Here is a 23472-nt window from a genome sequence, read left to right as displayed (position 1 = left end):
GCCTGTAAGAAGCTCTCAGACCGTAAGCAGCGGGAGATAGCGGCGTTTATTGAACTGGTTGCCGCGCCGCAGAGGCGGCTGAGAAGTGAAGGTAACTGACGGGTTATAAAGTAAAATCCCAGCCGATAGGGCTGGGATTGGTGAGTTATTCAGGTGGAACTTTCTGGTTCTTTCTTTCCTTTAACCAAATTTTTATCCAGATTCCAAAGCCCAAAATAAGGCCGCCAACATAACCGGACTTAAAGAAAGATACAAAAACACTTTCCCAACTGAATGGGAAAAAACCTTTTTTTAAATAAATAATCACTGACGCAAGAAGTACTGATATAAAATTAAAAAATAAAAATAATATCAGGCACATAAGCATCAGTTTGATTAGTAGGAAAAAATTACTTTTCATTTTCATTTTTTCCCTTTTCATCTAAGTGACCTTTTACAAAATTTCCTGTTTCCTCACTGATATAGCTACCACCAATAGCGCCTGTTAAATCAGAAACAGCCTCTTCTGCAACTTTCGACGTTACGCCTTTTATTATGGCGCCACCAATACCTCCAGCTACAGTACCCGCGCCAGCACCTGCCACCGAATTCGTCGGATCTTCTCCTTTTATCCCACTGCCTATCGCTGCTCCGCCCATATTGATCCCGGCTGATGGGATAAGACCTTTCCCGGTAGTAGCAGCAGACGTCACGCCAGCCATAATTGCATCAACATAGCTGAACGGATCATTTCCACTAAGCTGCACACCGGTATTTACGCCCACACCAATCGCCGCATTCAGTGCCATCCCTTCTTTTATCGTGCTGCCCAGCACGCTGCTGCCAAATATCAACGGTGCATCGCCAATACTGGCATTGGATTTATGATAACCCCAGGTATTCATAATGGTCTGCGCCTGTGACATTGCTTCTGAGTCAGGATTGCGTTTTATATAATCCTGGCCCGACAGCAGTCCTTTTACCAGTTCCTGCGCCACGGCTGTGCCATATGCCTGTTCCATTTCAGAAGCATAAACGCGGAGATAAGCGGCCAGTTCAGCCTGTTCTGAGCTGTTCATCTGTGAAGGATTGGAGGTAAATTTCGAGACCAGTGCATCACTGCGTTTATCGGCGTTTTCCAGCTGGATCAGTTCATTAGCGGCGGCTAAAGACCTGTCGCCCTGTTTGATTTTCTCCACGACTTTGTCGAGCTTATCGGAGGAGGTTGCACCAAGCAGATTATTGGTCACGGTGGTTTGTCCTGCCTGGGCTGCGGCCACAACATCCGCCGTACCGTTCCCGGCTAACCCACCGGCCAGACCTGCCGCCAGCGTCGCCAGTGCGCTCACCGTCTGCTTCTCGCTCTCACTCAGTTCACTAACCGGTTTCCCGTAGGCGTTCAGGGCGATCATCCCGACCATTTCCGCCGTGGCCGCGCCAGCTGCCCCGACCAGGGCGTTGTTACCCTGTGCCGCTGCCAGAGCTGCATTGACTGCTGCATGAGCCAGCACCTTACCGGTATCGTCCAGCCCGCTGCTGCCGATAACCCCGGCGATATACGGCGCGGAACCTCCGGCTAATGCTTTTGCCAGGTCACCACCTGCCAGACCCTGGATTGCCGCCGTCGCCGCCTGGATGCCCTGTTGCAGGGCAGAACCGGTGCCGTAAGGGGCCATCGCCGTGTTGTAGGCCTGCTGCGCTATCTGCTCGGCGGTGGGATTCAGGTTGCCCTGACCGGCGAGTTGTTCTCTGGCGGCCTGAAGGGCGGCGGGGTCTTTCTTCGCCTTCAGCCCTTCCAGGTCTCCCTGGGTCCGCGCGATATCCGCTGCCTGGCTGCCGATTTCCCCTATCAGCTGCGCCTCTTTCAGCCGGTTCTGCTCTTTCTCCTTATCAAATATCGGGGAAAGGGTCTGGTTGGCGTGCTCAACATCGCGGCTCAGCTCGCCCACGTCCTGCTTCTGATTGTCACTGTCACGAATGATAATAATGCCGTCACTCACCGCCGATTTCGTCGTGGAGCTGTCACTTCCGCTGCCGTTGACGCCCACCAGCAGGCTGTTGGCCATGTTGCCCGCGAACTGACCGCCCGTGTTACCGCCGCTGCTGACGCCCGCGCTCTGGTGCTCAACCTCATATTCCGCGCTGTTGCGGATATCGCTGAAGCCCAGCGTGCCCGTCTCCAGCCGGTTTTTATCCGCTGTCGCCGTCGAGCCGATAACCGCACCCGTTAATTCTGTGTGTTCTCCCACCGTGATATCAAAGCCGCCCTTACCGGCGAAGATACCCGTCTGCTCCTGCACGCTCTCATAAGTGCTGTGCATTTTATCGCGGCTCAGGTTCACCGAACCACTGCCGCCGCCCATGCTCACGCTGCCGCCCGCGCTGGCGTTCTGCTGCTTCGAATCGTAGTTATCGGTATCCTGCTCGCTGGTCAGGGTCAGGTTACGCCCCACGTCCAGCATGACTTTCTCGCCGCTGACCTGCGCGCCGGTCAGGGTGGTGTCCCGGCCGCTGCTGATGGTCAGGTTTTTCCCGGCGTTAACGGTGGTCTCAACATGGCGGGTGCCGTTGCCGGTCTCAGAGCCTTTGCCTTTATTAACGCTGGCGTTCAGCGACAGTCCATTGGCACCCTGGCCGAAATTGATCCCCACGCCCACTGACGCCCCGTGACTCTCATTTTTGCCATCAAGCGTCTGGCTGTTCAGTCCGGAGGAAAGATTCACGTCCCGCGCCGCACTCAGGCCCACATCTTTCCCTGCCTGCAACTGGCTGCCCTGAACGTTAATATCGGTGCCGGTCGCGTGAAGGTTAAGGTTATTGCCCGCCGTAAGCCGGCTGCCCTGGCTCTGGTTCTGCGTCAGCGTCTGTTCTGATTTTGACGACTGGCTGCCGTAAGAAAGGTTGACGCCAATCACGCTGCCTTCGCTGCCGCCCGCTTCAGCCAGCGATATGCCCTGTGCCGCCTGCACACCGCTGAGTGCCGATTTCATCCCCAGCAGGGCGGCCAGACGACCGCTGCTTTCCGTGCTGGCATCGCTGGCGCCCGACACCGCCGTATTAATCGCGCTGCCCACCGTACCGGACAGCGCCAGCGTCAGACCGCTCTGCTTCTGCTCCACCGTGTGCGTCTGCGTGCTGCCGTTCTCTGCCGCCAGAATGTTCACTTCTTTACCGGTCAGGTGCAGGTCTTTGGCCGCCAGCACGTCAGAACCTTTCACCGTCAGGGCGCTGCCTGCGCTGAGATTAACGCTGCCGCCGGTGCTGCCGACAATGCTGCCCGCGCTGCTGTGGGTTGCCGCAACGTCGGTGATTTTCAGCGTGCTGCTGCCTGCCGTGACGCCAATACCGCCCGTGCCCGACAGCCCGCTTTTCTTCTCTTTACGCCAGTGATTCTCCTGCCGCGTCTCATCGGCGGTGGTCAGGGTGATGTTACGCACGGCAGACAACGCCACATCCTGCGTCGCCACCACGCTGCTGCCGCTCATCGTCAGGTCACGTCCGGCCTGCATGATGATCCTGTCACCACTGAAGCTGCTGCCGACGGCAGTCTGGCTTTGCACCTCGTCATGCATGGTCACCGATTTATGCGAAAGCATTCCGCCGCTGCGCTGGTGGCTGTTATCAACCAGGTGATATGACGCATTGCCGCTGGTCAGCGCAATATCATTCCCCGCCGCCGCGCTGAGGTTCCCCTCTGCGGTCACTGCCGCCGCGCGGGCGTTCAGGTCATGACCGGCCGACAACGACACCTCGCCCCCGCCGTTTATCTGGCTGCCCACATCCGTGCTCTGCGTCAGGCTGCGGTTGTTACCGCCGCCCCAGTCGCCGCGTTCGCTTTTCGTGACGGTCAGCGTGTTCAGGTTCAGATCGTGTCCGGCAACAATCTGCGTCCGGCTCTCTGTACCCGCATTGCTGATTTGCGTCGCGGTCAGGTTGATGTCGTGCATCGCCTGTAAGCCAAGCGTACCGTTATCCGCCTGCACGTAAATGCCCGCCGGGCGGTCAAAGGTGATGTTGCCGCCGCTGCCGCCCGTTGTGCTGATACTGTTGAGATCGCGACCCGCGATGGCTATCAGGCTGCTGCCGCCCTGTAACGTACCGCCGATATTATTGATGTCGGCGCGCGCGCGCAGGTCAACGCTGTCGCCGCCAATAAAACCGCTGTTGTTGAGGTTATCCGCTGTCAGTTGCATGACGGAACGGCCATTAATATGTCCGCTATTAGTCAGATCGTGGCTGACCGCCAGTGCAACGCCGTTCCCCGTCAGCAGCGCGCCGCTGCCGTCCAGATCGCCCGGCTTCACGCGTGCGTATAGCTGCGGCACCAGCACCTTCTCCGGGCGGCCGTCCGGCAATGTGACCGTCTGTTCAACCAGCCAGACCATGTCGCTGGTCAGCAGCGCCATTTGCTGCGCCGATAACGCCACGCCGGGCTTCAGCCCGTGTGCTTTAGCAAAGGTCACCCCGGCATCCATCAGCGCCTGATACTGCGCCTCGTCGCTGTGGTAGCCCGCCAGATAACGGTTACCCGTCACCGCCAGCACCTGCTGACGAATAAGCTGCTGTTCATAATAGCCATCGCCCAGTCGCCGCAGCACGTTATTCGCATCCTGTGTGAACTGATTCTGCATGTAATCGCTGCCGAGCCACTTATTCTGATGAGTGAAGCGCGGATCCGTTTCGATCAGATAAGGCACATCGCTGTTGGGGTGAAGCGTAAAAAGGCTGTTATCAGGCAGCGTGGTGTCCGGTGCGATGGCGCGAATAACCATGCTATCGCTACTGTCCTTCGGCTGGACGATTTCCACAATCTGCCCTGGCGGCAGGGATATGGCCGTCTGCCCGATGTCCGCCGCGTCGGGGTCAATAACTTTCACCGTTGTCTCTCGATTGCCAATCGTGACGCCGTTGCTGTTTGCCGATGTATTCCCCTGCCAGGCCATTGTTTGCAGGTCGATGGTTTGCATGATTGTCGCTGGCTGGTAACCACTGCGATCTTTTCCCTGAGAGGTTTTGGTCGGCCCGGTCGAACTACTGGTCTTTTTGGCGTACCAGCGCACCTGAGTACCCACATCAGTAATGATACGCTGGCCCACGGTGGCGATATTATTCAGTGCGCCGATTGCGCCGCCGAGCAGACCACCCGCAACGATGCGGCTGTCATGGTTGTTTACCCGATTGCTGTTGATGGTCAGATTACCACCCGCGATAAGCTGCCCCGGATCGCTCTCTTTCACCTGCGTTTCGGTAATGGTACGTTGATATTCATATTCGTAAAACGTGCGTCCACGCGTGCCGTCCGGCATGATTGCCTCATGTACGCCATATTTATTTTTACCGCTGGTATCGATGTCCGCCCAGTCGAAACGGTTTGTGGAATCCTTAAGCACGGCTTCATGGTGGAAAGATTGCTCAACCACGACTGTTTCCGTCACCAGATGGTCATTAATGTTGTTAATTTCTGCGATGTCGAGCGTCATGTTTCCTGCGGATCCCAGAATCGCGCTGTGATTATTGAGTACAGAACCTTTACCGGTGGCTTTCTGATTGCCGTCCAGCAGGCCGCCAATAACAACGTCTCCGCCACTGTAGATCAACGCATGATCACGGTTGTTCAGCGTTTGCGTGCCAATATCCAGCCGCTCGCGGGCTGCGATCGTCGCCGCCTGACCGTTTTCAGCGAGGTTATTTAACGTGCTGGTTTGCAGCGCAATCCGGTCGCCATACAGGCGACCGCTGCCGATATTAGTCAGTAATGCCGAGACAATATGTGTAAAACCACCGTCAAGCAGCCCGCGATTGATCAGATTACCGCTGATCAACAGATGATTTTCTGTGGCGCTGATTTCGGCGGATTGCTGGTTGTCCAGGCTTCCGGCGCCGAGTGTTAAGCTGCCGCCAGCCTGAATAAGTGACTGATTCACCAGCCCGCTGCCGCCAAGGTTAAAGGTCATATCACCGCTGGCGATCACCTCGCCCTGATTGAAAAATGCCTGTTGCATGACCAGCGTCATCGCATTCTGAGAGAGCACGCGGCCGTCGCCGCTCAGTGCATTTGCATTAAGGTTGAGCGCGCTTCCGGCGATCAGCGTCCCCGCACCGTTGGTAAACGTCAGCGTATTTCCCCCGTTAACCGCCAACACCGAACCGGAAGATAAAATTCCACCGCTGTTATCCAGCAAGGTGGCGGTATTGATCTCCAGCAGATCGCTCGCCCGTACGCTACCGATAGTGTTATCCACAACGGTGCTGTTAAGCGTTACCGACGCACCGGCAATACCGCTATTTTCACCCTGAGTCTCGCTGTTGATGAGCTTGTCTGTCGTGAGCAGCAGGCTATTTCCGCTGCGAAACAGTCCTGCGGTATTATCGATGCCTGCACCCGCCGTCGCGATCAGCGCGTTGCCTGCCTGCACCCTGCCGCCCTGGTTATCTATCACGCTGCTGGTCAGATTCAGGCCTGCATCGCTTGCCATCACTCCCTGCTGATTACTGATGCGGCGTCCCGTGATCGCCGCATCATCGCCCGCTGCGATAAATCCGACCGCGTTATCGATATTGCCCGCACTGAGTGAAAGCGTGCTGTAGCTGACAATGCCGCCGTTACTGCCGCTGTTGCGGTTATCAAGATCGCCATTGTGTAGATCTATCGTCATGGCGGCACCGGACTGGAGCAATCCTGCCTGATTATTCAGCCCGTTGCCGAGCAGCGATAGCGCGCCAGCCGCCGCTACCATGCCCTGCTCATTGTTGAGCCGGTTCTGCGTCTCAATCTGCATCCCACCCTGTTGGCCGGTGAGCAGTTTACCGGCCTGATTATTGAGGTCTGCCGCACGCAGGTTGAGATCGCCATTGGTGGCGATGCTGCCGCGTTGATTATCCAGCGTGCCGTCAACGGCGACAGACATTGCGCCGCTGCTGATCTGGCGCATTTCGCCCTGACGATGAGAAAAGGAGGTTGCCGTTAACGAAAGGCGACTGGCCTCGGTGGTCGCGTTATCCAGCACCAGTTTCCCGCTGTTAAGATTCAGACTGCCTTTACTCAGCATTGCACCCTGCGAACCGTCTGTCTCTGCGCTGAAAAGCGTCAGATCGCCCTCACCCAGATGCAGTAGCGAACCCCGCTGGTTATTAAAAATCGGGGCGTTGATCGTGAAATTTTTCGCATTGGCGGCAAGCGTACCACCCGCATTATCAATGCCGTTAACGAATGACAGGGAGAGGTCACGCTGCTCCAGTTGCTGGAGCACGCCCTGCTGATTGTTAAGCGCAGCACCGGTTAACGTCAGCGTGCCTGCCGAGATGCTACCGCTGCGGTTAGTCAGTTTCCCCTTCGCAGAAGCGGTGAAGCCGTTCGTCGCTTCCACTACGGCATTTGACGTACTGATATCGCCGCTATCCGCCCGCAGAGAAATATCACGGCCCTGCATCTGGCTGGCGCTGACGTTGACAGCCGCGCCCTCCGCCACGAGCTGCCCCGTTGCTATCGCCTTACCGTTTACCGTCAGGTCTGCCTGGCTGCTCAGTGTGAGATTACCGGCGCCGCCTTTTGTACCGTTAACGTCAATACCGGCACCGAGCGTACTGGCAGCATTGCTGTTGATGGCGGCAGCGTTCAGCGTGGTGTCACGGCCGGCGGCGATTATCCCGCTGTTATTCAGCGCACCGCGTGAATGGATATCCGTGTTGCCGGCGGCATACGCCTTACCGCTATTACCGATGCTGCCTTGCGAGGTAAGCTGGAGATGCGCTGACGCCATCAGGCTGCCGCTGTTGGTGATGCTGCCATCTGCGTTAACGACAACGTTCCCGGCCGATGCCCCGATATGACCGGCATTGTGAACGCCGACGCCCTTTTCCGTTCCCAGCAGGCGGATTTTATTGGCATACATCCCACCGAGCGCCGAGACGTCGACGGCCACGCGCGGCGATGTGCTGCCGTCAGGCGCTTTTGCCGTGACCTCATTATGATCCGCGTTAACGGTGTTGCGGCCCGTCGTGACCTTCAGCTCTCTGGCCCAGATCCCGGCATTGACGCTGACCGCGCGAGCAATTAAATCAGTGCTGTCCTGTTGGCTGCTTTCCATGCCCGCGCCCTGCACCACGATTTCACCTGTGTTAACGTCGTAGCCCGCGATCTGTCCGTTATTCATCTGTACCTGACCGGTGGTCAGCGTGGCGCGATTCGCATTAATAAACCCGCAGCCGTTGCAGGTGATCCCCGACGGGTTAGCGATCACCACCTGCGCCCTCTGCCCGGCAACCTCGACAAACCCGTTCAGCTGGCTGGCATTGGCGGCGTTCACCTCATTCAGGATCACCTTCGCTTCCCCGCGTGCAAGGTTGGGATTGCCCGCTATCATGCCAACCAGCTGCGACTGCGTGTTGGCGCGGGCATTGTTCAGCACCACGCCTTTTTGATCCACGTCGAACTGGCTGTAAACGTTGCGGGATACGCCGCCACGGCTGGGGGTCTGAATATTAACCTGCGGCGTACCGTTAGCAGCGTTGATGATGGTCGCTTGCTGGTTGCCGGGCGCCCTGGCATCGGCCACCACTCCCGCCTGCGCCGAAAGGGTCACGCAGCCCAGCGACAGCAACAGCGCAAAGTGCAGCGTTGGATATACAAAAAGGCGGCTACACGGCGTCGGGCCGACGTCCGTACAGGAGGAAGAAGCGACCCGGCCGGAAACGGTGATATCCGCCACCACCATCAGCATGCCTCTCACTTTATTAAAAATGACACGAAAGCAATTTTTGTTCATCACAGCATCCTTACTGAAGAGGTGACCGGGTCAGCGTTCCCGACCTGTTAAAACGAATAGTTCATGGCAAAACCCAGTGAAACGGGATCGGTTTTGAAGCCGTCGGGTTTAGAGAAAGGCACGGCAACAAACAGGTCATAATTCATGGTAAAGGCCGCGCCGCGCATGCCGACTGCCCCACCGGCCAGATGGTTGCCCACCAGATGTTGCGTGCCGTTTCCGCCCACTTCGCCATAATCCACCGCCAGATATAACGTCTGCGACGGGATCGGCGTTCTCCAGCCAATATCATTACGCACAAACCAGCCCCGATTGGCGTTCAGGCTGCGCTCACCGTCAAAGCCGCGTACCGTCCAGCGCCCGCCGATGGCAAACTGATCCTGCGGCGTCAGCGGCGTGTTGCTCAACTGACGCTGATAGCGGAGGCTGTAGTTAACGCGCTGGCTGGCGAGGGTAAACGGAACGTCAAGCTGCGCGTTAAATTGCAGGATTTTTGACAACGCAGTGGCATCGCCAACATATTCTTCTGGAGCAGGTAGTGCGCCGAACCAGCGCGTGCCGCGTTGATAACTGATGCCCGCATCCAGCGTGGATTGCGCGATGTAGTGACGGTGCTGCAAACCTATGCGCCAGGCAGACGTGCGGCGGCGCTGCACTTTAACCTCGGTGTCGTTCACAAAGTTTTTCGCGGTTTTTGCCAGCACATGCCAGTTAAAGGTGGTTTTCTGGCTACTGCTGCGGTGCAGCACCCGGCTGAGCTGAACGTCCACGCTGTGGCTTTTTCCGCTATAGCGATAGTCCTGATTGAGGCCGGCGACGGTCTGATGATACTGGTAGCTGTTGGCGGTAATAGCTGCCGTCCAGTACCCCAGCGGCACCGAATAGTGCCCGGTCAGGTTACGGGTGCCTTTATCAGCGTGATTTTCCAGATCGCTGCTGCCGGAAATATAGAAAAGATCGCTGAGCGTGGACGGGTTATCCAGCGACAGCGTTAACCCTCCCTGATAGCGTCCGGTGCTGCGCGTCCCTGCATCATCCAGCGAGGCGTCGATACGCCACATTTTTGTCTGCTGCCAGCTTAACAGCACGTCGCTTTCGCCCGGTTGCTCGCCCGGCACCATCTCCATGCTGGCCTGAACCGTCGGCAGGCGCTGTAAGTTCTCCAGCCCCTGTTCAATGTCCCTCAGATCGAGAAGATCGCCCGCGTGAACGGGAAACGCACCATACAGTGAGACAGAGTGAGTGCTGTCCGGCGTCAGCGCCACCTTCCGCACCTTGCCTGGTACGATAACCAGCTTCAGTTCACCGCTTTTCAGGTCCTGCTCTGGCGCCAGCACCCGGGTGGTGATGTAACCATGATCGACCAGACGATTTTGCAAAGCGCGCATCAGCAGATTAATGCCATTACCGCCAGCGCACTGCCCTGCCGCCTGATTGCTGAGGCGCTGCAACGGCAGCCAGTGAGGCAGTGCATCTTTGCCGCTGAGCAGCACCCGATCGATCGGGAAGCAGGGGGTTTCCTGCGGGAAAATGATACGTCTGGGATCGGGCGTTGACGTTGAGAGTCGTACGTCAGGCGCGGGAGGCATAAGCTGTTGCTCCAGCGCTTTTTGCCGCTGCTGTTGCTGAATAAGCGGTTTGTCGCTGAGGGCAAGGGAGGGAACATGGTTGTCGCCTGCGGCGGCCTGGGAGACGCCAGCGACAAAAAGCGAGGTAAGAAAAACAATCGGCGGCGCGCCAGTCAGGCACCGTGAAACAAGCGTGCAACGCAACATAAAACAATCCTTGTTAAAAATGCCAGTATCCGCCGACAATCCCGTCGACATTTCCCTGATTTTACTACCTGAGTAAGCGAAATCGCCTTTTTTAAACCCGTTTAACAGGTAATTTTGCCTGTATCGTAGACAAATAATGTTTAAAACTCAACACCCCTTCCCTCATAAAACGACCGTTAACCTGAATCGGACTCCGTGGATAAACATTTTGGTGCTGCCGGGCATGCCGGTTATTGCTGAATGTCCCTTCTGTTCAGCGGTCTTTCATGCAAAGCCGACTACTATTAACTATTCGTAAACAGAAGCGTGTCGGTATCTCTGAAGAACACGCCAGCATGTCACTTTTATAGTTTTTCAATACTGGAGGCTCACCATGTGTAAACAAGGTGCAAGCACGAACAAAGCGCACGATCAAACAGCATCACCCCCGACAATGGCGCACCTGAAATTTACCGTCAACGGCGAACGTCATGAACTTGATCTTGATACGCGTACCACGCTGCTGGATGCGCTTCGCGAGCATCTGCATCTCACCGGCACCAAAAAAGGCTGCGATCATGGTCAGTGCGGTGCCTGTACCACAATAGTAAACGGACGGCGGATCAACGCCTGCCTGACGCTCGCCGTAATGCATCAGGATGCGGAGATCACCACCATTGAGGGCCTGGGCACGCCGGACAATCTTCATCCTCTACAGGCTGCCTTCATTAAGCACGATGGCTATCAGTGCGGCTACTGTACGCCAGGCCAGATCTGTTCGTCGGTCGGCATGCTGAAGGAATTACAGGCTGGCATCCCCAGCCACGTGACTGATGATCTCCTCGCGACCCCGCAGTTCACTGCCGAAGAAGTCCGCGAGCGGATGAGCGGCAACATCTGCCGCTGCGGCGCCTACAGCAACATTCTTGCCGCCATCACTGACGTGGCCGGGAGCCAGCCTGAATGAAAACCTTTACCTATGAACGCGTCAACAGCGCCGCGCAGGCCGCCAGCAGCGCGGCCGACAAACCGGGCTCGCGGTTTATTGCAGGCGGCACTAACCTGCTCGATCTGATGAAACTGGAGATAGAAACGCCTGCTCACATCATCGATGTTAATGGCCTGCCGCTGGATAAAATCGACGCCACCGCCGAAGGCGGATTACGTATCGGCGCGCTGGTACGCAATACCGACCTGGCCGCCGATCTGCGCGTAAGGCGCGATTACGCCGTGCTTTCGCGCGCGCTGTTTGCCGGGGCATCCGGCCAGCTCCGTAATCAGGCGACCACGGCGGGCAACCTGCTTCAGCGCACCCGATGCGCCTATTTTTACGACACCAATCAGCCCTGCAATAAACGCCAGCCGGGCAGCGGCTGCGCGGCACTGAACGGCTACAGCCGTCAGCACGCGGTGGTCGGCGCCAGCAAAGCCTGTATCGCCACCCACCCCAGCGATATGGCCGTGGCCATGCGTCTGCTGGATGCCGCGATTGAAACGGTCGACCCACAGGGAGCGGAGCGTACTATCCCGATTGCGGCGTTTTATCGTGCACCGGGCGACACGCCGCATCTGGAAACGGTGCTGGCGCCGGGCGAGCTGATTACGGCAGTGACGCTGCCCCCGCCGGTCGGTGGCGCGCAGCTCTATCGTAAAGTGCGTAACAGAGCTTCTTATGCTTTCGCGCTGGTTTCCGTCGCGGCCATCGTGCAGCCGGACGGCAGCGGTCGCGTCGCACTGGGCGGCGTGGCGCATCAGCCGTGGCGCGTTGAAGATGCCGACGCCGCGCTGCCCCAGGGCGCGCAGGCCGTCTGCAAACATCTTTTCGCCGATGCCCATCCCACCCGCGAAAACACCTACAAGCTGCTGCTGGCGGAGCGAACGATCGCCGCCGTGCTGACGGAAGCGAGGGCCTGACACGATGAAATTTGAGAAACCCGCAACGACAAACCCTGTCGATCGGCTGAAGGTTATTGGTCAGCCCCACGACCGAATTGATGGCCCGCTGAAAACCACCGGCACCGCCCGCTATGCGTACGAATGGCATGACGAGGTCGCCAACGTAGCCTGTGGCTACGCCATCGGTTCAGCGATCCCGAAGGGTAGGATCGCGTCAATGGACCTTGCGGCTGCGCAACGCTCGCCCGGCGTGATCACCATCGTGACCGCGGAAAACGCCGGTAAGCTGGGCAAAGGCGAGATGAATACTGCCCACCTGCTCGGCGGCCCGGAGATTGAGCATTACCACCAGGCCATTGCGCTGGTGGTGGCCGATACCTTCGAGCAGGCGCGCGCCGCTGCCCACCTGATTGAGGTGGAATATGAACGGCAGGACGGTAACTATGATTTGGCGACGGCGAAACCGGGCGTGAACGGCGCGCCAGAAGATACGCCAGACACTGTCACCGGCGATTTTGCCAGCGCCTGGGCTTCCTCGGCGGTGCAGCATGAGGCCACTTATACCACGCCCGACCAGTCGCATACGGCGATGGAGCCGCACGCGTCAATGGCCGCCTGGGACGGTGACAGGGTCACGTTGTGGACGTCTAACCAGATGATTGCATGGTGCCGTAAAGAGCTGGCCGCCACGCTGGGCATCGATAAAGAGAAAGTGCGCATCTACTCGCCATTTATTGGCGGCGGTTTCGGCAGCAAGCTGTTTCTGCGCAGCGACGCGCTGCTGGCGGCACTGGGCGCGCGGGCCGCAAAACGCCCGGTCAAGGTGATGCTGACCCGCCCCTTTATCGCCAATAACACCACGCATCGTCCGGCCACTATTCAGCACATTCGCATCGGTACTGACGAAACCGGGCAGATTGCGGCTATCGCGCATGAGAGCTGGTCCGGCAACCTGCCCGGCGGCACGCCGGAAACGGCGGTCGAACAGACAAATTATCTCTATGCGGGCGCTAACCGCCTGACGGGCCTGCGTCTGGCGCAGCTCGATCTGCCGGAAGGCAACGCCATGCGTGCGCCCGGCGAGGCAGCGGGTCTGCTGGCCTTAGAAATTGCCGTTGATGAGATCGCGGAAAAAGTGGGTATCGATCCGGTTGAGTTTCGCATTCTGAACGATACCCAGGTCGATCCCAACAATCCGCAACGCTTTTTTTCCCGCCGCCAGCTCGTCGCCTGCCTGCGCCAGGGCGCGGCGCGTTTTGAGTGGTCGCGTCGCGTTGCACAGCCCGCGCAGGTGCGCGACGGGCGCTGGCTGGTCGGCATGGGCGTGGCAGCGGGTTTTCGTAACAACCAGGTGTCGCCATCTGGCGCACGCGTGCATCTTGAGACAGATGGCACCCTCACCGTTGAAACCGATATGACCGATATCGGCACCGGCAGCTATACCATTATCGGCCAGACGGCAGCGGAGATGCTGGGCGTGCCGCTTGACAAGGTTGTGGTGCGGCTGGGCGACTCCGACTTCCCGGTATCGGCGGGTTCAGGCGGCCAGTGGGGAGCCAACAGCTCGACCGCGGGCGTGTACGCGGCGTGCGTCAGGCTGCGTGAAACCATAGCGCACCAGCTCGGACTGGACGCGGAGCAGGCAGAGTTTGCCGATGGCTACGTACAGGCGCAAGGCAAACGCGTGCCGCTGACTGACGCCGCCCGCGCGGGCAGAATAACGGTTGAGGACGCCATTGAGTTTGGCGATCTGGATAAACAGTTTCAGCAATCCACCTTCGCCGGACATTTCGTTGAGGTGGGCGTCGATGTTGCGACCGGTGAAGTGCGCATCCGCCGCATGCTGGCCGTTTGCGCGGCGGGTCGTATCCTCAACCCCAAAACCGCACGCAGTCAGGTTATCGGCGCAATGACCATGGGTGTCGGCGCGGCGCTGATGGAAGAACTGGTCGTGGATACGCATCAGGGCTATTTCGTTAACCACGATCTGGCAGGCTACGAGGTGCCCGTCCATGCTGATATCGGCGAGCAGGAGGTGATTTTCCTCGATGATGACGATCCTGTTTCCTCCCCGATGAAGGCCAAAGGCGTGGGTGAACTGGGCCTGTGCGGCGTGGGCGCGGCCATTGCCAACGCGGTCTACAATGCCACCGGCGTGCGGGTGCGCGACTATCCCATTACGCTGGATAAGCTGCTCGACAGGCTGCCGGAGAGCGTGTGACGGATACCGCATTTGTGAGGAGTAAAACCGTGCTGCACGATATTTCGCGGATTGACGCGCGCGACGACAGACCGACGCCGAAGGCCGCCTTTCTCACCGAAGACGCGCTGGCGGTGCTGCGTTTTGCCGCCGACGCGCTGGAGGCCGGCCTGGCCGCCGCGCTGGTCACCTTAGTCAGGATCGACGGCGGTTCAGCCCGCCCGCTGGGGGCGCAGATGGCCGTGCGCGAAGATGGCCTTTACTGCGGCGTGATCTCTGGCGGCTGCGTGGAGGCTGCTGCCGCCCATGAGGCGTTGAACGTTATCCATACCGACCGCGACCGCGACATTGTTTATGGTCAGGGTTCGCCGTGGATAGATATTGTGCTGCCGTGCGGCGGCGGCATCGTCCTGAACATCCATAAATTACGCTCGGCCCACCCGCTGCTGGCGGTGCTGAGCGCGACCGCACAACGTCAACCGGCGGGATTACGCTACCACGCTAAGTCACAAACCCTTTGCCACCTTTCCGGCGCCACGCAAACCGGCTGGACGGAAAACGTTTTCGAAACTGGCTATCGTCCGACCACCCGCGTCATCGTTTTTGGCCGCAATGCGGCGATTGATACCACCGCCCGCCTCGCGCAGGCGGCGGGTTACGAGGTGCATACGCACGACGGCACTCGTCTCTGCGGGACCGGGGCGCTGATAGATGAAGACAGCGCGGTTGTGCTGCTCTATCACGACCTGGAGCGCGAGCTGCCCGTGCTGGAGGCGGCGCTGAACGCCGCGCCGTTTTATATCGGTGCGCTGGGTAGCGACCGGACCCATCAACGGCGAACGGCGCTGCTGACACAGCGGGGTCTGTCGCCTGACGATATCGCCCGTATCAAAGCGCCTATCGGCATCTTTCCGAAAGCCAGAGATGCCGTTTCGCTGGCGTTCTCGGTCATGGCCGATATCGCCCTGGCACGCGGACAACAGGCCTCTTCCTGATGTCAGGTAACGGACCGGTGGTACTGATCCTGGCCGCCGGCCGCGGCGAGCGCTTTACGGCGTCCGGCGGCGAGGGGCATAAGCTGGAGGCGATGCTGGCAGGACGATCCGTTCTGGATCGCACCCTCGCTGCGGTCGCCGCTGCCGGCCTGGAGAGCTACGTGGTGCGACCACCAGGCGGCACCGTGGGCATGGGCGCGACGATTGCGATGGGCGTACGGGCGACGGCAGACGCCAGCGGATGGCTCATTCTGCCGGGCGATCTGCCGCTGATTGGCGCAGCCACGCTGCAACATGTCGCGATGGCGCTGAAGGATTCCCCTCTGGTTGTACCGCACTACGATCGGCGCCAGGGCCATCCGGTGGGTTTTGGTCAGTATTATCGGGAAGCGCTGCTGGCGCTCTCCGGCGATGTGGGTGCCGCCGCCATCGTGCGCACAGCCCGAACGCAGGGTGAGGTGCGGGACATCATGCTCAACGATGCCGGGATCGTTCACGATATTGATACCCTTGACGATCTTTACGCAGCGCGTAAACGGTTAAACGATCGCCGTTCATCTGACGTTTGAACCCTTCACAACCTTTATCTGCATTCCAGGGTGACTGATTCACTTTCTGTTGGTATCACCGTCGCTTATGCGCGTCTTTATCGCTGGCATGCGTGCAGATACGCTTTACACATCACGATCAGTTGATCATGCACGGCGCGGGCATCCTCTGCGGTGAGATCGCGTTCAAACGCGCTGCGCACCGCGCCGAAAATGGTGGTCAACAGCGTCAGCACCACAATGTTCAGATTGATAAAGGTCGCGTCGGATGCACTGGCGAACATCTCCCTCGCCGCTTGATCTACCCGCTGAATAAACGCCTGAATCAAAGACTGATTATCCAGTTCCACTACCGAGCGATAGAGCGCGCGCGTCACCTCCGGCTGCGCCATTTTGGCTTCCCAGTATACGGTGACCAGCGCTGTTACCATCTGCGCAATCTGCCCGCCGTGCCGGGAATGACATACCTCCACAACCCTGTCCGCCAGCATCACCAGGTAGCGTTCATTCAGGGCATAAAACAGCGCCTGCTTATGCGGAAAATATTGATACATGCTGCCTACCGAGACGCCCGCCCGTTCCGCCACGCGAGTGGTGGTGAGCCGCTGTGGACCTTCGGTAACCAAAACCTGAATAGTGGCGTCGAAAATGGCCTCCAGCGTGGCCACAGCACGCGCCTGACGCGGCTTTTTACGGGCGCTCAGGTGGGAAGGTGAAGGTAACGTCATAAGCGAATACTCAAACTGAAGGATCCTTCATATCATAATCGTTGCCATCCATTATCAGAAGGATTCATTCATGAACGTTCCCCAGCGTATTGCGCTTGTCACCGGCGCCAACAAAGGCATCGGACTGGAAATCGCACGTCAGCTTTCATGGGCTGGCGTCTTCGTTATCATTGGCGCCCGCGATGCGGCGCGCGGTCAGGAGGCCGTCGCCGCGCTTCTGACGCAAGGGCTCTCTGTGCAAACCGTTTCTCTCGATCTCACCGACCACGCCACCATTGCCGCTGCCGGTATCTCTGAAGAGTATGGTCGGCTTGATATTCTGATCAACAATGCAGGCATCGTCGATGCGCAAGACGGCCCGCCGACCCTGACCTCAGCCGATGCAGTACGTCGTATCATGGAAACAAACTTTATTGGCACGCTGGCGGTCACGCAGGCCATGCTGCCGCTGCTGCACAACTCTGCGGCGGCGCGCATCGTAAACCTGTCCAGCTCTCTCGGCTCGCTGACCCTGAACGGCGATCCTGCTTCTCCGTATTACTCCGCGCAACTGCTGGGCTACAACGCGTCTAAAGCCGCGCTGAACATGCTCACCGTCCAGCTCACACAGGCGCTACGGGGTACGCGCATTTTGGTGAACTCCGTCAGCCCCGGCTATGTGAAAACCGATCTTAACGGACACAGCGGCGATATCACGGTCGAAGAAGGCGCAAGACTGCCGGTGGAGTATGCCCTGCTGGGTCAAAATGCGGTTTCAGGGCAGTTTGTCGCGCCGGAAGGCCCAACGCCGTGGTGATGACGCGCGGCGACGAACCGATCTTTTATCCCTCTCTGAGACGCTGAAGTAGCCTGAACAATTATAACGTTAAGTCTCAAATACCCCGACAGATTGCCGGGGTATGCTTATTATGTAGGGAATATTTAGCCAGAATGTTGCGATCAATCAGAGTTTTCTTTAAGGTGGCTGGCTGATTTATTGTGTGACCACTATCGCCTCCCGCTTCTTATAGCTTTCTTTTCCACTCAGATTACGGCTGCGAAAGCTATAAGATTGCTCCCTTCGCTTTTTCAGGAGTTATATGAGCACCGAAACCGTCTCCTCCCAGCCAACACCATCAAGTCAGTTAACCGTCGATGATATTACCGTTATAGACAAAACGTTGCTGAAACGCGCCGTTGGCGCCGCCGCGCTGGGTAATACCATGGAGTGGTTCGACTTTGGCGTTTACAGTTATCTGGCCGTTATCATCGGCAAGGTCTTTTTCCCCGGCGCCAGCGGCGCAGCGCAGCTGATCGCCTCTTTCGGCACCTTCGCCGCCGCCTTTCTGGTGCGCCCGATTGGTGGAATGGTGTTTGGCCCGCTGGGTGACCGCTTTGGCCGTCAGAAGATCCTCGCCATCACCATGATTATGATGTCGGTGGGTACCTTCTCTATCGGGCTGATACCCGATTACGGCACCATCGGCATCGCCGCACCGATTCTGCTGCTGGTCGCCCGTCTGGTTCAGGGTTTTTCAACCGGCGGCGAGTACGGCGGCGCGGCAACCTTTATCGCCGAATATTCAACGGACAAACGCCGTGGCTTTATGGGCAGCTTTCTGGAGTTCGGTACGCTGGGCGGCTATCTGCTGGGCGCCAGCCTGGTGACGGCAATGATTGCGCTGCTGTCCACCGATGACATGATGTCCTGGGGCTGGCGTATTCCCTTCTTTCTTGCCGCGCCGTTGGGCCTTTTCGGGCTTTATATTCGCCTCAAACTGGAAGAAACGCCGGCGTTCAAAGAGCATATGGATAAGCAGGAAGCGCTGGAGCACAGCAAGCCGCAGCTCGGCCTGTTCCAGATGTTGAATAAACACCGCAAGCAGCTGCTCAAATGTATCGGCCTGGTGCTGATCTTTAACGTCTCCAACTACATGCTGACCTCCTATATGCCGAGCTATCTGACCGGCGTATTGGGTATGAGCGAGATGACCGGCCTGCTGCTGGTGATGGTTATTATGTTTGTGATGATGCCGCTGACGCTGATGTGGGGTCACTGGACTGACCGTCTGGGACGCCGCCCGGTTATCGCGCTGGGCGCGGCCGGACTGGTGCTGCTGGCGATCCCCAGCTTTATGCTGATCGGTTCCGGCAATATGCTGTGGGTGTTTATTGGCCTGGCGATCCTCGGCTTCCTGCATACCTGCTTCAGCGGCACCATGCCCGCCACGCTGCCGGCGCTTTTCGTTACTGATATTCGCTACAGCGCACTGGCCATTGGTTTTAACGTTTCCGTTTCGCTGTTCGGCGGTACCACGCCGCTGGTCACCGCTTGGCTGGTGGACACCACGCATAACGTGATGATGCCTGCTTATTATATGATGGGCGCGGGCGTGATTGGCCTGATCACCGTGCTGACGCTGCGTGAAACCGCGCGTAAGCCGCTCAGCGGCTCATCGCCTGCGGTGGCAACGCAGGCGGAAGCGCAAAAGCTGATTGACAAGCTACGCGGTAAAAAGAAAGCCAAAGCCCGCTGATCCTGCTGAGTATGATGTCCGGCGGTGCCTGCGCTGCCGGACATGCGCTTTCACTGCACGACGCGACGACGTTAAAAAACGCGCGGTTATTCTGCGCGCCCGGCGAGCAGTTTTCGATAAATCTCGTAGTTATCTGACTCAAAGCAGACCACGTTGACCTTCTCTATCCGCTTGTTTTCACGCAGGCAGGCGTCAATAACCTTCAGCGCGATGTCAGCCGCCAGCGCTTTGGGAAAACCATAAACCCCCGTGCTGATATTAGGAAAAGAGACGGTTTTGATCGCGTAGTCGTCAACCAGCCGGAAACAGCGCATATAGGCATTTTTCAGCAGTCTGGCCTCATCGCGGTCTCCTCCCTGCCATACAGGTCCGACAGTATGTATCACATAGTCTGCGGGTAACCTGCCTGCCGGGGTAATAACGGCATCACCCGGTTCACATCCTCCCTGACGGTTTTTAATCGCCCGACACGCCGCCAGAATTTCAGGGCCGCCGACGCGGTGTATCGCGCCATCCACGCCGCCGCCGCCCAGCAAAGAGGAATTAGCGGCATTCACAATGGCGTCTGCGGCGATTCGGGTAATATCACCCTGTATTAATTCGATTCTCTGCATGCGCTCTGTCCTCTTCCTACAGGTTTGTGCCGCGCGGAATATGCTATTGCGCGGCGGGATAATGTTGCGTGGGGAAAGCCGGAAAATCTTCTGCCCGCTTACCCAGCAGCCGCTGCGGCGAAAAATCATCAAGAAGCGCAGACCGTTCATCATCGACGATCTCATCCGCGCACAGGCGCCCCACCAGCGGCGCCAGCGTCATGCCGCTGTGCGTCACCATCAGGTAGACGCGGCGCCGTGAAGAAATATAGCCAAGCCCCGGCAGGCCATCGGCAGGCCGTGAGCGCTGGCCGACCACAATCCGCTCAATGCGCGCCGACGCCATATTGTCCATTACGCGACGCAGCCTTTTCAGCATTTCCTCACCAACACTATCCTCTGGCTCAGGCGGCCTGGCCGGATCGGCTGAAACGTCCAGATCCGTTGCCTGTAACAGCAGGCGACCGCCGCCTTCTGGTCTGATATTCAGGCCGGGCGTAATCAGATTTGATCGTAGCTGCGTCAATACCGGGGTGGTTGTCGCCAGAAAGCCACAGGCGATTTTATTGGGGCGGGAGGCGTCAATCATGGCCAACTGCTGGCCGAGCATCGCCGTCAGCTCCGCCGACCAGCGCCCGGCAGCAATGACGATACTGTCGCCCTGCCACGCGCTGCCGTCGGCAAGATGGATTGTGGCGCCGTGGTCGTTCTCCTGCATAGCAACAACCGCCCGGTGCGTGTTCAGTTCCACGTTGTGCGCGCGCAGTTCTGACGTCAGCCACGCCAGAAACACCCCCGGGGTGACCAGACACTCGCCCGGAAAATACCAGCGGGCAGCGTCCTGCGAAACCAGACGCAATTCAGGAATATGACGTTGTAACTCTTCAGGCGAGAATTGCCTGGCCGGATAGCCGACCGCCATCAGTTCGTTTGCCCGCGCATTGAGTCGCCTTCGATCGTCAGCGTTTGTTGCCCACTCCCAGGTGCCGGTTTCAAGCAACCAGCGCCCTTCGGTAGTGCTTTCACGCTGAAGCCTGACGTGTTCGTCGATCGCCAGCGCGTTAAGCCGGTGATAGCTTTCAGGGCTTTTCCCGTTGGAATTAATCCAGGCGAAGGTGGTGGTGCTGGTTCCGGCACCAATGTCACCCCGTTCAAAAACGGTAACCTCAGCGCCTTTCAGCGCCAGCGAGCGGGCAACTGCAAGCCCAAGCACTCCGGCACCAATCACTGCTATTTTCTTCGCTGCCATCTCTGCTCCCGGTATAATTTCGGTCTGTTGTTCTGACTCTTTGTAAGTGTAGAGATATTCCGCCGCGTTATGCAGTGAATTCAACCTGATACTATTTATCGATCTCAGCATGGTGAGGCTCTGCAACCGCAGCCTGCCAACGCCTGTCGGGCTGGCTGGTGAGGCATAAGGAATATATTAGAAGCAGCGGGCTGTCTGGCGGGAAAGATAAGATAAGTCATTTAAATACCGTCCCGGCGTCTTCCCCAGCGTTTTTTTGAACATGGTAATAAATGCGGTGACGGAGTCATACCCTAACTCCCAGGCGGTATTCTGCACCGAGGTGCCGGTGACCAGCAGGCGGATCGCCACCAGTACCTGAAGCTGCTGTCGCCAGCGGCCAAAGGTCATGCCGGTCTCTTTCAGTACGAAGCGTTCAAAAGTGCGTTTGCTCATCGCCAGGCGATCCGCCCACACCGCCAGAGAGCTGCTGTCTGCCGGATTCGCCATCAGGGCGTCGGCGAGCCGCTTAATTTTTGGGTTATCGCTGATCGGCAGATTCAACCGTTCAACGGGCATCAGCGAAAGCTCATGCAGCATCACCTGCGCAAATCGGGCAGTCTGGCTGGTCGCGGTATAGTCCTGCGGCAGCGTGGCAAAGTGCTTCAGCATTTCACGCAGCATCGGGCTGATGTGCAGCGCGCAACACTCCTCGGGCATCCCTGACACGTCCGGCTCGATGTATAAAAACAGCACCTGGCCGTTTTTGGTCACCCGGTTGCAGTGCAGCGAGCCTGCGGGGATCCAGGCGGCGCAGTTTGCCGGCACCATCCACCATGCCTTCGGCGCCAGGCAGGTGACGCCGCCGTGCAGGGTGAAAATCAGTTGTCCTTTACGATGAACATGAAACGGGATCTCCTCCTCGTTGTCCACCGAGCGCACCTTCAGCGCCACGGCCGGGTTAGGATTGAGATCGATGTCGAAATCTTTCAGTGAATCAGGCAGCGACTGCACGCGTTTCCCTTCCGGGTGGAGAGTGATTGGGTGGCGATATTTAGCGACAGATTGATGTTATATCGGTATCAGGTCATAAACACAACCCGATATAGTGGCGGCTGATTTTCGATCCTGAGCAATAAACATGCGTAAAAAAATAAAAAATTCCGGGAAACACATGGGGTTAATCATCGGTATTTTACTGATTGCCACCTCATTGCGGGCGCCCTTTACCAGCGTGGCGCCGCTCTTAGAAAGCATTCGCGACGATTTCTCATTATCCGCCGCCAGGGCAGGCGTGCTTCAGACTCTGCCGCTGCTGGCCTTCGCCCTCTTCTCACCGCTGGCGGCGGGTTTTGGCCGCCGTCTGGGCATAGAGCGCACGCTGTTTGTTGCCCTGCTGATCGTCGTCGCGGGCATTATGATACGCTCCTGCGCCGGGCTGGCGGGGTTATTCGGTGGCACGTTGTTGATCGGGTTGGGGATCGCGCTGGGCAACGTGCTGCTGCCGGGTTTGCTAAAGCGGGACCTTCCCCACCGGGCCGCGAGCCTGACCGGCCTGTACGCGCTGACCATGGGGCTGGCCGCCGCATTGGCTTCAGCCGTGATGATCCCCTTTACAACGTTCTTTCATACGGGATGGTCACCCGCACTGCTGATGACTCTGGCGCTGCCGATGGTGGCGCTTATCGTCTGGCTGCCGCGCCTGAAGCGCGATCCGGTGGCCGCAACCCACGACGCTGCGCATCCCCACGCACCGGCGCGGGTATGGCGATCGGCGCTGGCCTGGCAGGTTTCGCTGTTCTTCGGTCTTAACTCTGTCATCTATTACATCATTGTTTCATGGCTGCCCGCCATGCTGCAAAATCTGGGCTTTACGGCGGCGCAGGCGGGTTCGCTTCACGGCGTGCTCCAGCTCGCCTCCGCCCTTCCCGGCTTTTTTATCGGATCGATTCTCGCCAGACTTCGCGACCAGCGCGTTCTGGGCGTGGCGATTGCTCTGACCGGCGCCGTCGGCCTCACCGGGCTGCTTATGATACCGGTGATGGCGACGCTCTGGGTGGTGCTGATTGGCATCAGCACCGGCGCAGGCATCATTCTGGGGCTGGCGTTTATCAGCCTGCGCGCCGGAAACGCCGTTCAGGCCGCCGCGCTGTCCGGCATGGCACAGTGCGTAGGCTATCTGCTGGCAGCGGGCGGCCCGCCGCTGGCCGGGCTGCTGCATGACCGGATGGATGGCTGGGCGGTGCCGCTCACCGTCTGTACCCTGCTGG

14 protein-coding genes are annotated in these 23472 nt (G+C 58.4%); 8 read left to right on the top strand and 6 right to left on the bottom strand.

What is annotated here, in order from left to right; all coding sequences use genetic code 11:
• Positions 1-389 precede the first annotated feature (389 nt).
• Positions 390-8744, bottom strand: a complete 8355-nt coding sequence (locus tag GS12_RS18635) for a hemagglutinin repeat-containing protein (RefSeq protein WP_052118524.1) — start codon at positions 8742-8744, stop codon at positions 390-392.
• 47 nt (positions 8745-8791) lie between these two features.
• A complete protein-coding gene (locus GS12_RS18630) occupies positions 8792-10519 on the bottom strand; it encodes a ShlB/FhaC/HecB family hemolysin secretion/activation protein (RefSeq protein ID WP_084089771.1) in 1728 nt (575 codons plus the stop codon).
• 373 nt (positions 10520-10892) lie between these two features.
• Between GS12_RS18630 and paoA the strand changes: the two genes are divergently transcribed.
• From paoA to GS12_RS18605, 5 genes are read left to right on the top strand one after another with little or no spacing between them, the layout of a single operon-like run.
• Positions 10893-11465, top strand: coding sequence for an aldehyde dehydrogenase iron-sulfur subunit PaoA (paoA, locus tag GS12_RS18625; protein ID WP_034949551.1), 573 nt, complete (start codon positions 10893-10895; stop codon positions 11463-11465).
• The gene (locus tag GS12_RS18620) at positions 11462-12412 is read left to right on the top strand and encodes an FAD binding domain-containing protein (protein ID WP_034949550.1); all 951 of its coding nucleotides are present in this window, start codon (positions 11462-11464) and stop codon (positions 12410-12412) included. The genes paoA and GS12_RS18620 overlap by 4 nt, the downstream gene beginning before the upstream one ends.
• Positions 12413-12416: 4 nt before the next feature.
• Positions 12417-14615, top strand: a complete 2199-nt coding sequence (paoC, locus tag GS12_RS18615) for an aldehyde oxidoreductase molybdenum-binding subunit PaoC (protein ID WP_034949547.1) — start codon at positions 12417-12419, stop codon at positions 14613-14615.
• Between the two features lie 41 nt (positions 14616-14656).
• Positions 14657-15589: an XdhC family protein gene (locus GS12_RS18610; RefSeq protein WP_052118525.1), complete on the top strand. Its 933-nt coding sequence runs from the start codon at positions 14657-14659 to the stop codon at positions 15587-15589.
• Positions 15589-16158, top strand: coding sequence for a nucleotidyltransferase family protein (locus GS12_RS18605; protein WP_034949546.1), 570 nt, complete (start codon positions 15589-15591; stop codon positions 16156-16158). The genes GS12_RS18610 and GS12_RS18605 overlap by 1 nt, the downstream gene beginning before the upstream one ends.
• 77 nt (positions 16159-16235) lie before the next feature.
• On the opposite strand, the gene GS12_RS18600 is transcribed toward GS12_RS18605, so the two are convergent.
• Positions 16236-16865: a TetR/AcrR family transcriptional regulator gene (locus tag GS12_RS18600; protein ID WP_034949544.1), complete on the bottom strand. Its 630-nt coding sequence runs from the start codon at positions 16863-16865 to the stop codon at positions 16236-16238.
• A gap of 70 nt (positions 16866-16935) precedes the next feature.
• On the opposite strand from GS12_RS18600, the gene GS12_RS18595 reads away from it, so the two are divergent.
• Both GS12_RS18595 and proP read left to right on the top strand, forming a co-directional pair.
• Positions 16936-17661: an SDR family oxidoreductase gene (locus GS12_RS18595; RefSeq protein ID WP_034949541.1), complete on the top strand. Its 726-nt coding sequence runs from the start codon at positions 16936-16938 to the stop codon at positions 17659-17661.
• 283 nt (positions 17662-17944) lie between these two features.
• Positions 17945-19381: a glycine betaine/L-proline transporter ProP gene (proP, locus tag GS12_RS18590; RefSeq protein ID WP_034949538.1), complete on the top strand. Its 1437-nt coding sequence runs from the start codon at positions 17945-17947 to the stop codon at positions 19379-19381.
• Between the two features lie 86 nt (positions 19382-19467).
• On the opposite strand, the gene GS12_RS18585 is transcribed toward proP, so the two are convergent.
• The 3 genes from GS12_RS18585 to GS12_RS18575 form a co-directional block, all read right to left on the bottom strand.
• On the bottom strand, positions 19468-19995 hold the full coding sequence (locus GS12_RS18585; RefSeq protein WP_034949536.1) for an O-acetyl-ADP-ribose deacetylase: 528 nt from the start codon (positions 19993-19995) through the stop codon (positions 19468-19470).
• 43 nt (positions 19996-20038) lie between these two features.
• Complete coding sequence (locus tag GS12_RS18580) at positions 20039-21223, bottom strand: NAD(P)/FAD-dependent oxidoreductase (RefSeq protein WP_034949533.1); 1185 nt, start codon at positions 21221-21223, stop codon at positions 20039-20041.
• Positions 21224-21400: 177 nt separating this feature from the next.
• Positions 21401-22216: an AraC family transcriptional regulator gene (locus GS12_RS18575; RefSeq protein ID WP_034949531.1), complete on the bottom strand. Its 816-nt coding sequence runs from the start codon at positions 22214-22216 to the stop codon at positions 21401-21403.
• Positions 22217-22343: 127 nt separating this feature from the next.
• Between GS12_RS18575 and GS12_RS18570 the strand changes: the two genes are divergently transcribed.
• On the top strand, positions 22344-23472 hold a 1129-nt coding region (locus GS12_RS18570), incomplete at its 3' end, for an MFS transporter (protein ID WP_034949529.1).

It is taken from the genome of Erwinia oleae (assembly GCF_000770305.1).
In the GTDB taxonomy this organism is placed as follows: domain Bacteria; phylum Pseudomonadota; class Gammaproteobacteria; order Enterobacterales; family Enterobacteriaceae; genus Erwinia; species Erwinia oleae.
This window is presented reverse-complemented; position numbering and strand designations above follow the sequence as displayed.

Coding starts and splice junctions, on each gene's coding strand:
- GS12_RS18605 (WP_034949546.1), top strand. CDS start 15,589: ATGTCAGGTAACGGACCGGTGGTACTGATCCTGGCCGCCGGCCGCGGC.
- GS12_RS18595 (WP_034949541.1), top strand. CDS start 16,936: ATGAACGTTCCCCAGCGTATTGCGCTTGTCACCGGCGCCAACAAAGGC.
- GS12_RS18620 (WP_034949550.1), top strand. CDS start 11,462: ATGAAAACCTTTACCTATGAACGCGTCAACAGCGCCGCGCAGGCCGCC.
- paoA (WP_034949551.1), top strand. CDS start 10,893: ATGTGTAAACAAGGTGCAAGCACGAACAAAGCGCACGATCAAACAGCA.
- GS12_RS18630 (WP_084089771.1), bottom strand. CDS start 10,519: ATGTTGCGTTGCACGCTTGTTTCACGGTGCCTGACTGGCGCGCCGCCG.
- proP (WP_034949538.1), top strand. CDS start 17,945: ATGAGCACCGAAACCGTCTCCTCCCAGCCAACACCATCAAGTCAGTTA.
- GS12_RS18600 (WP_034949544.1), bottom strand. CDS start 16,865: ATGACGTTACCTTCACCTTCCCACCTGAGCGCCCGTAAAAAGCCGCGT.
- paoC (WP_034949547.1), top strand. CDS start 12,417: ATGAAATTTGAGAAACCCGCAACGACAAACCCTGTCGATCGGCTGAAG.
- GS12_RS18580 (WP_034949533.1), bottom strand. CDS start 21,223: ATGGCAGCGAAGAAAATAGCAGTGATTGGTGCCGGAGTGCTTGGGCTT.
- GS12_RS18585 (WP_034949536.1), bottom strand. CDS start 19,995: ATGCAGAGAATCGAATTAATACAGGGTGATATTACCCGAATCGCCGCA.
- GS12_RS18635 (WP_052118524.1), bottom strand. CDS start 8,744: ATGAACAAAAATTGCTTTCGTGTCATTTTTAATAAAGTGAGAGGCATG.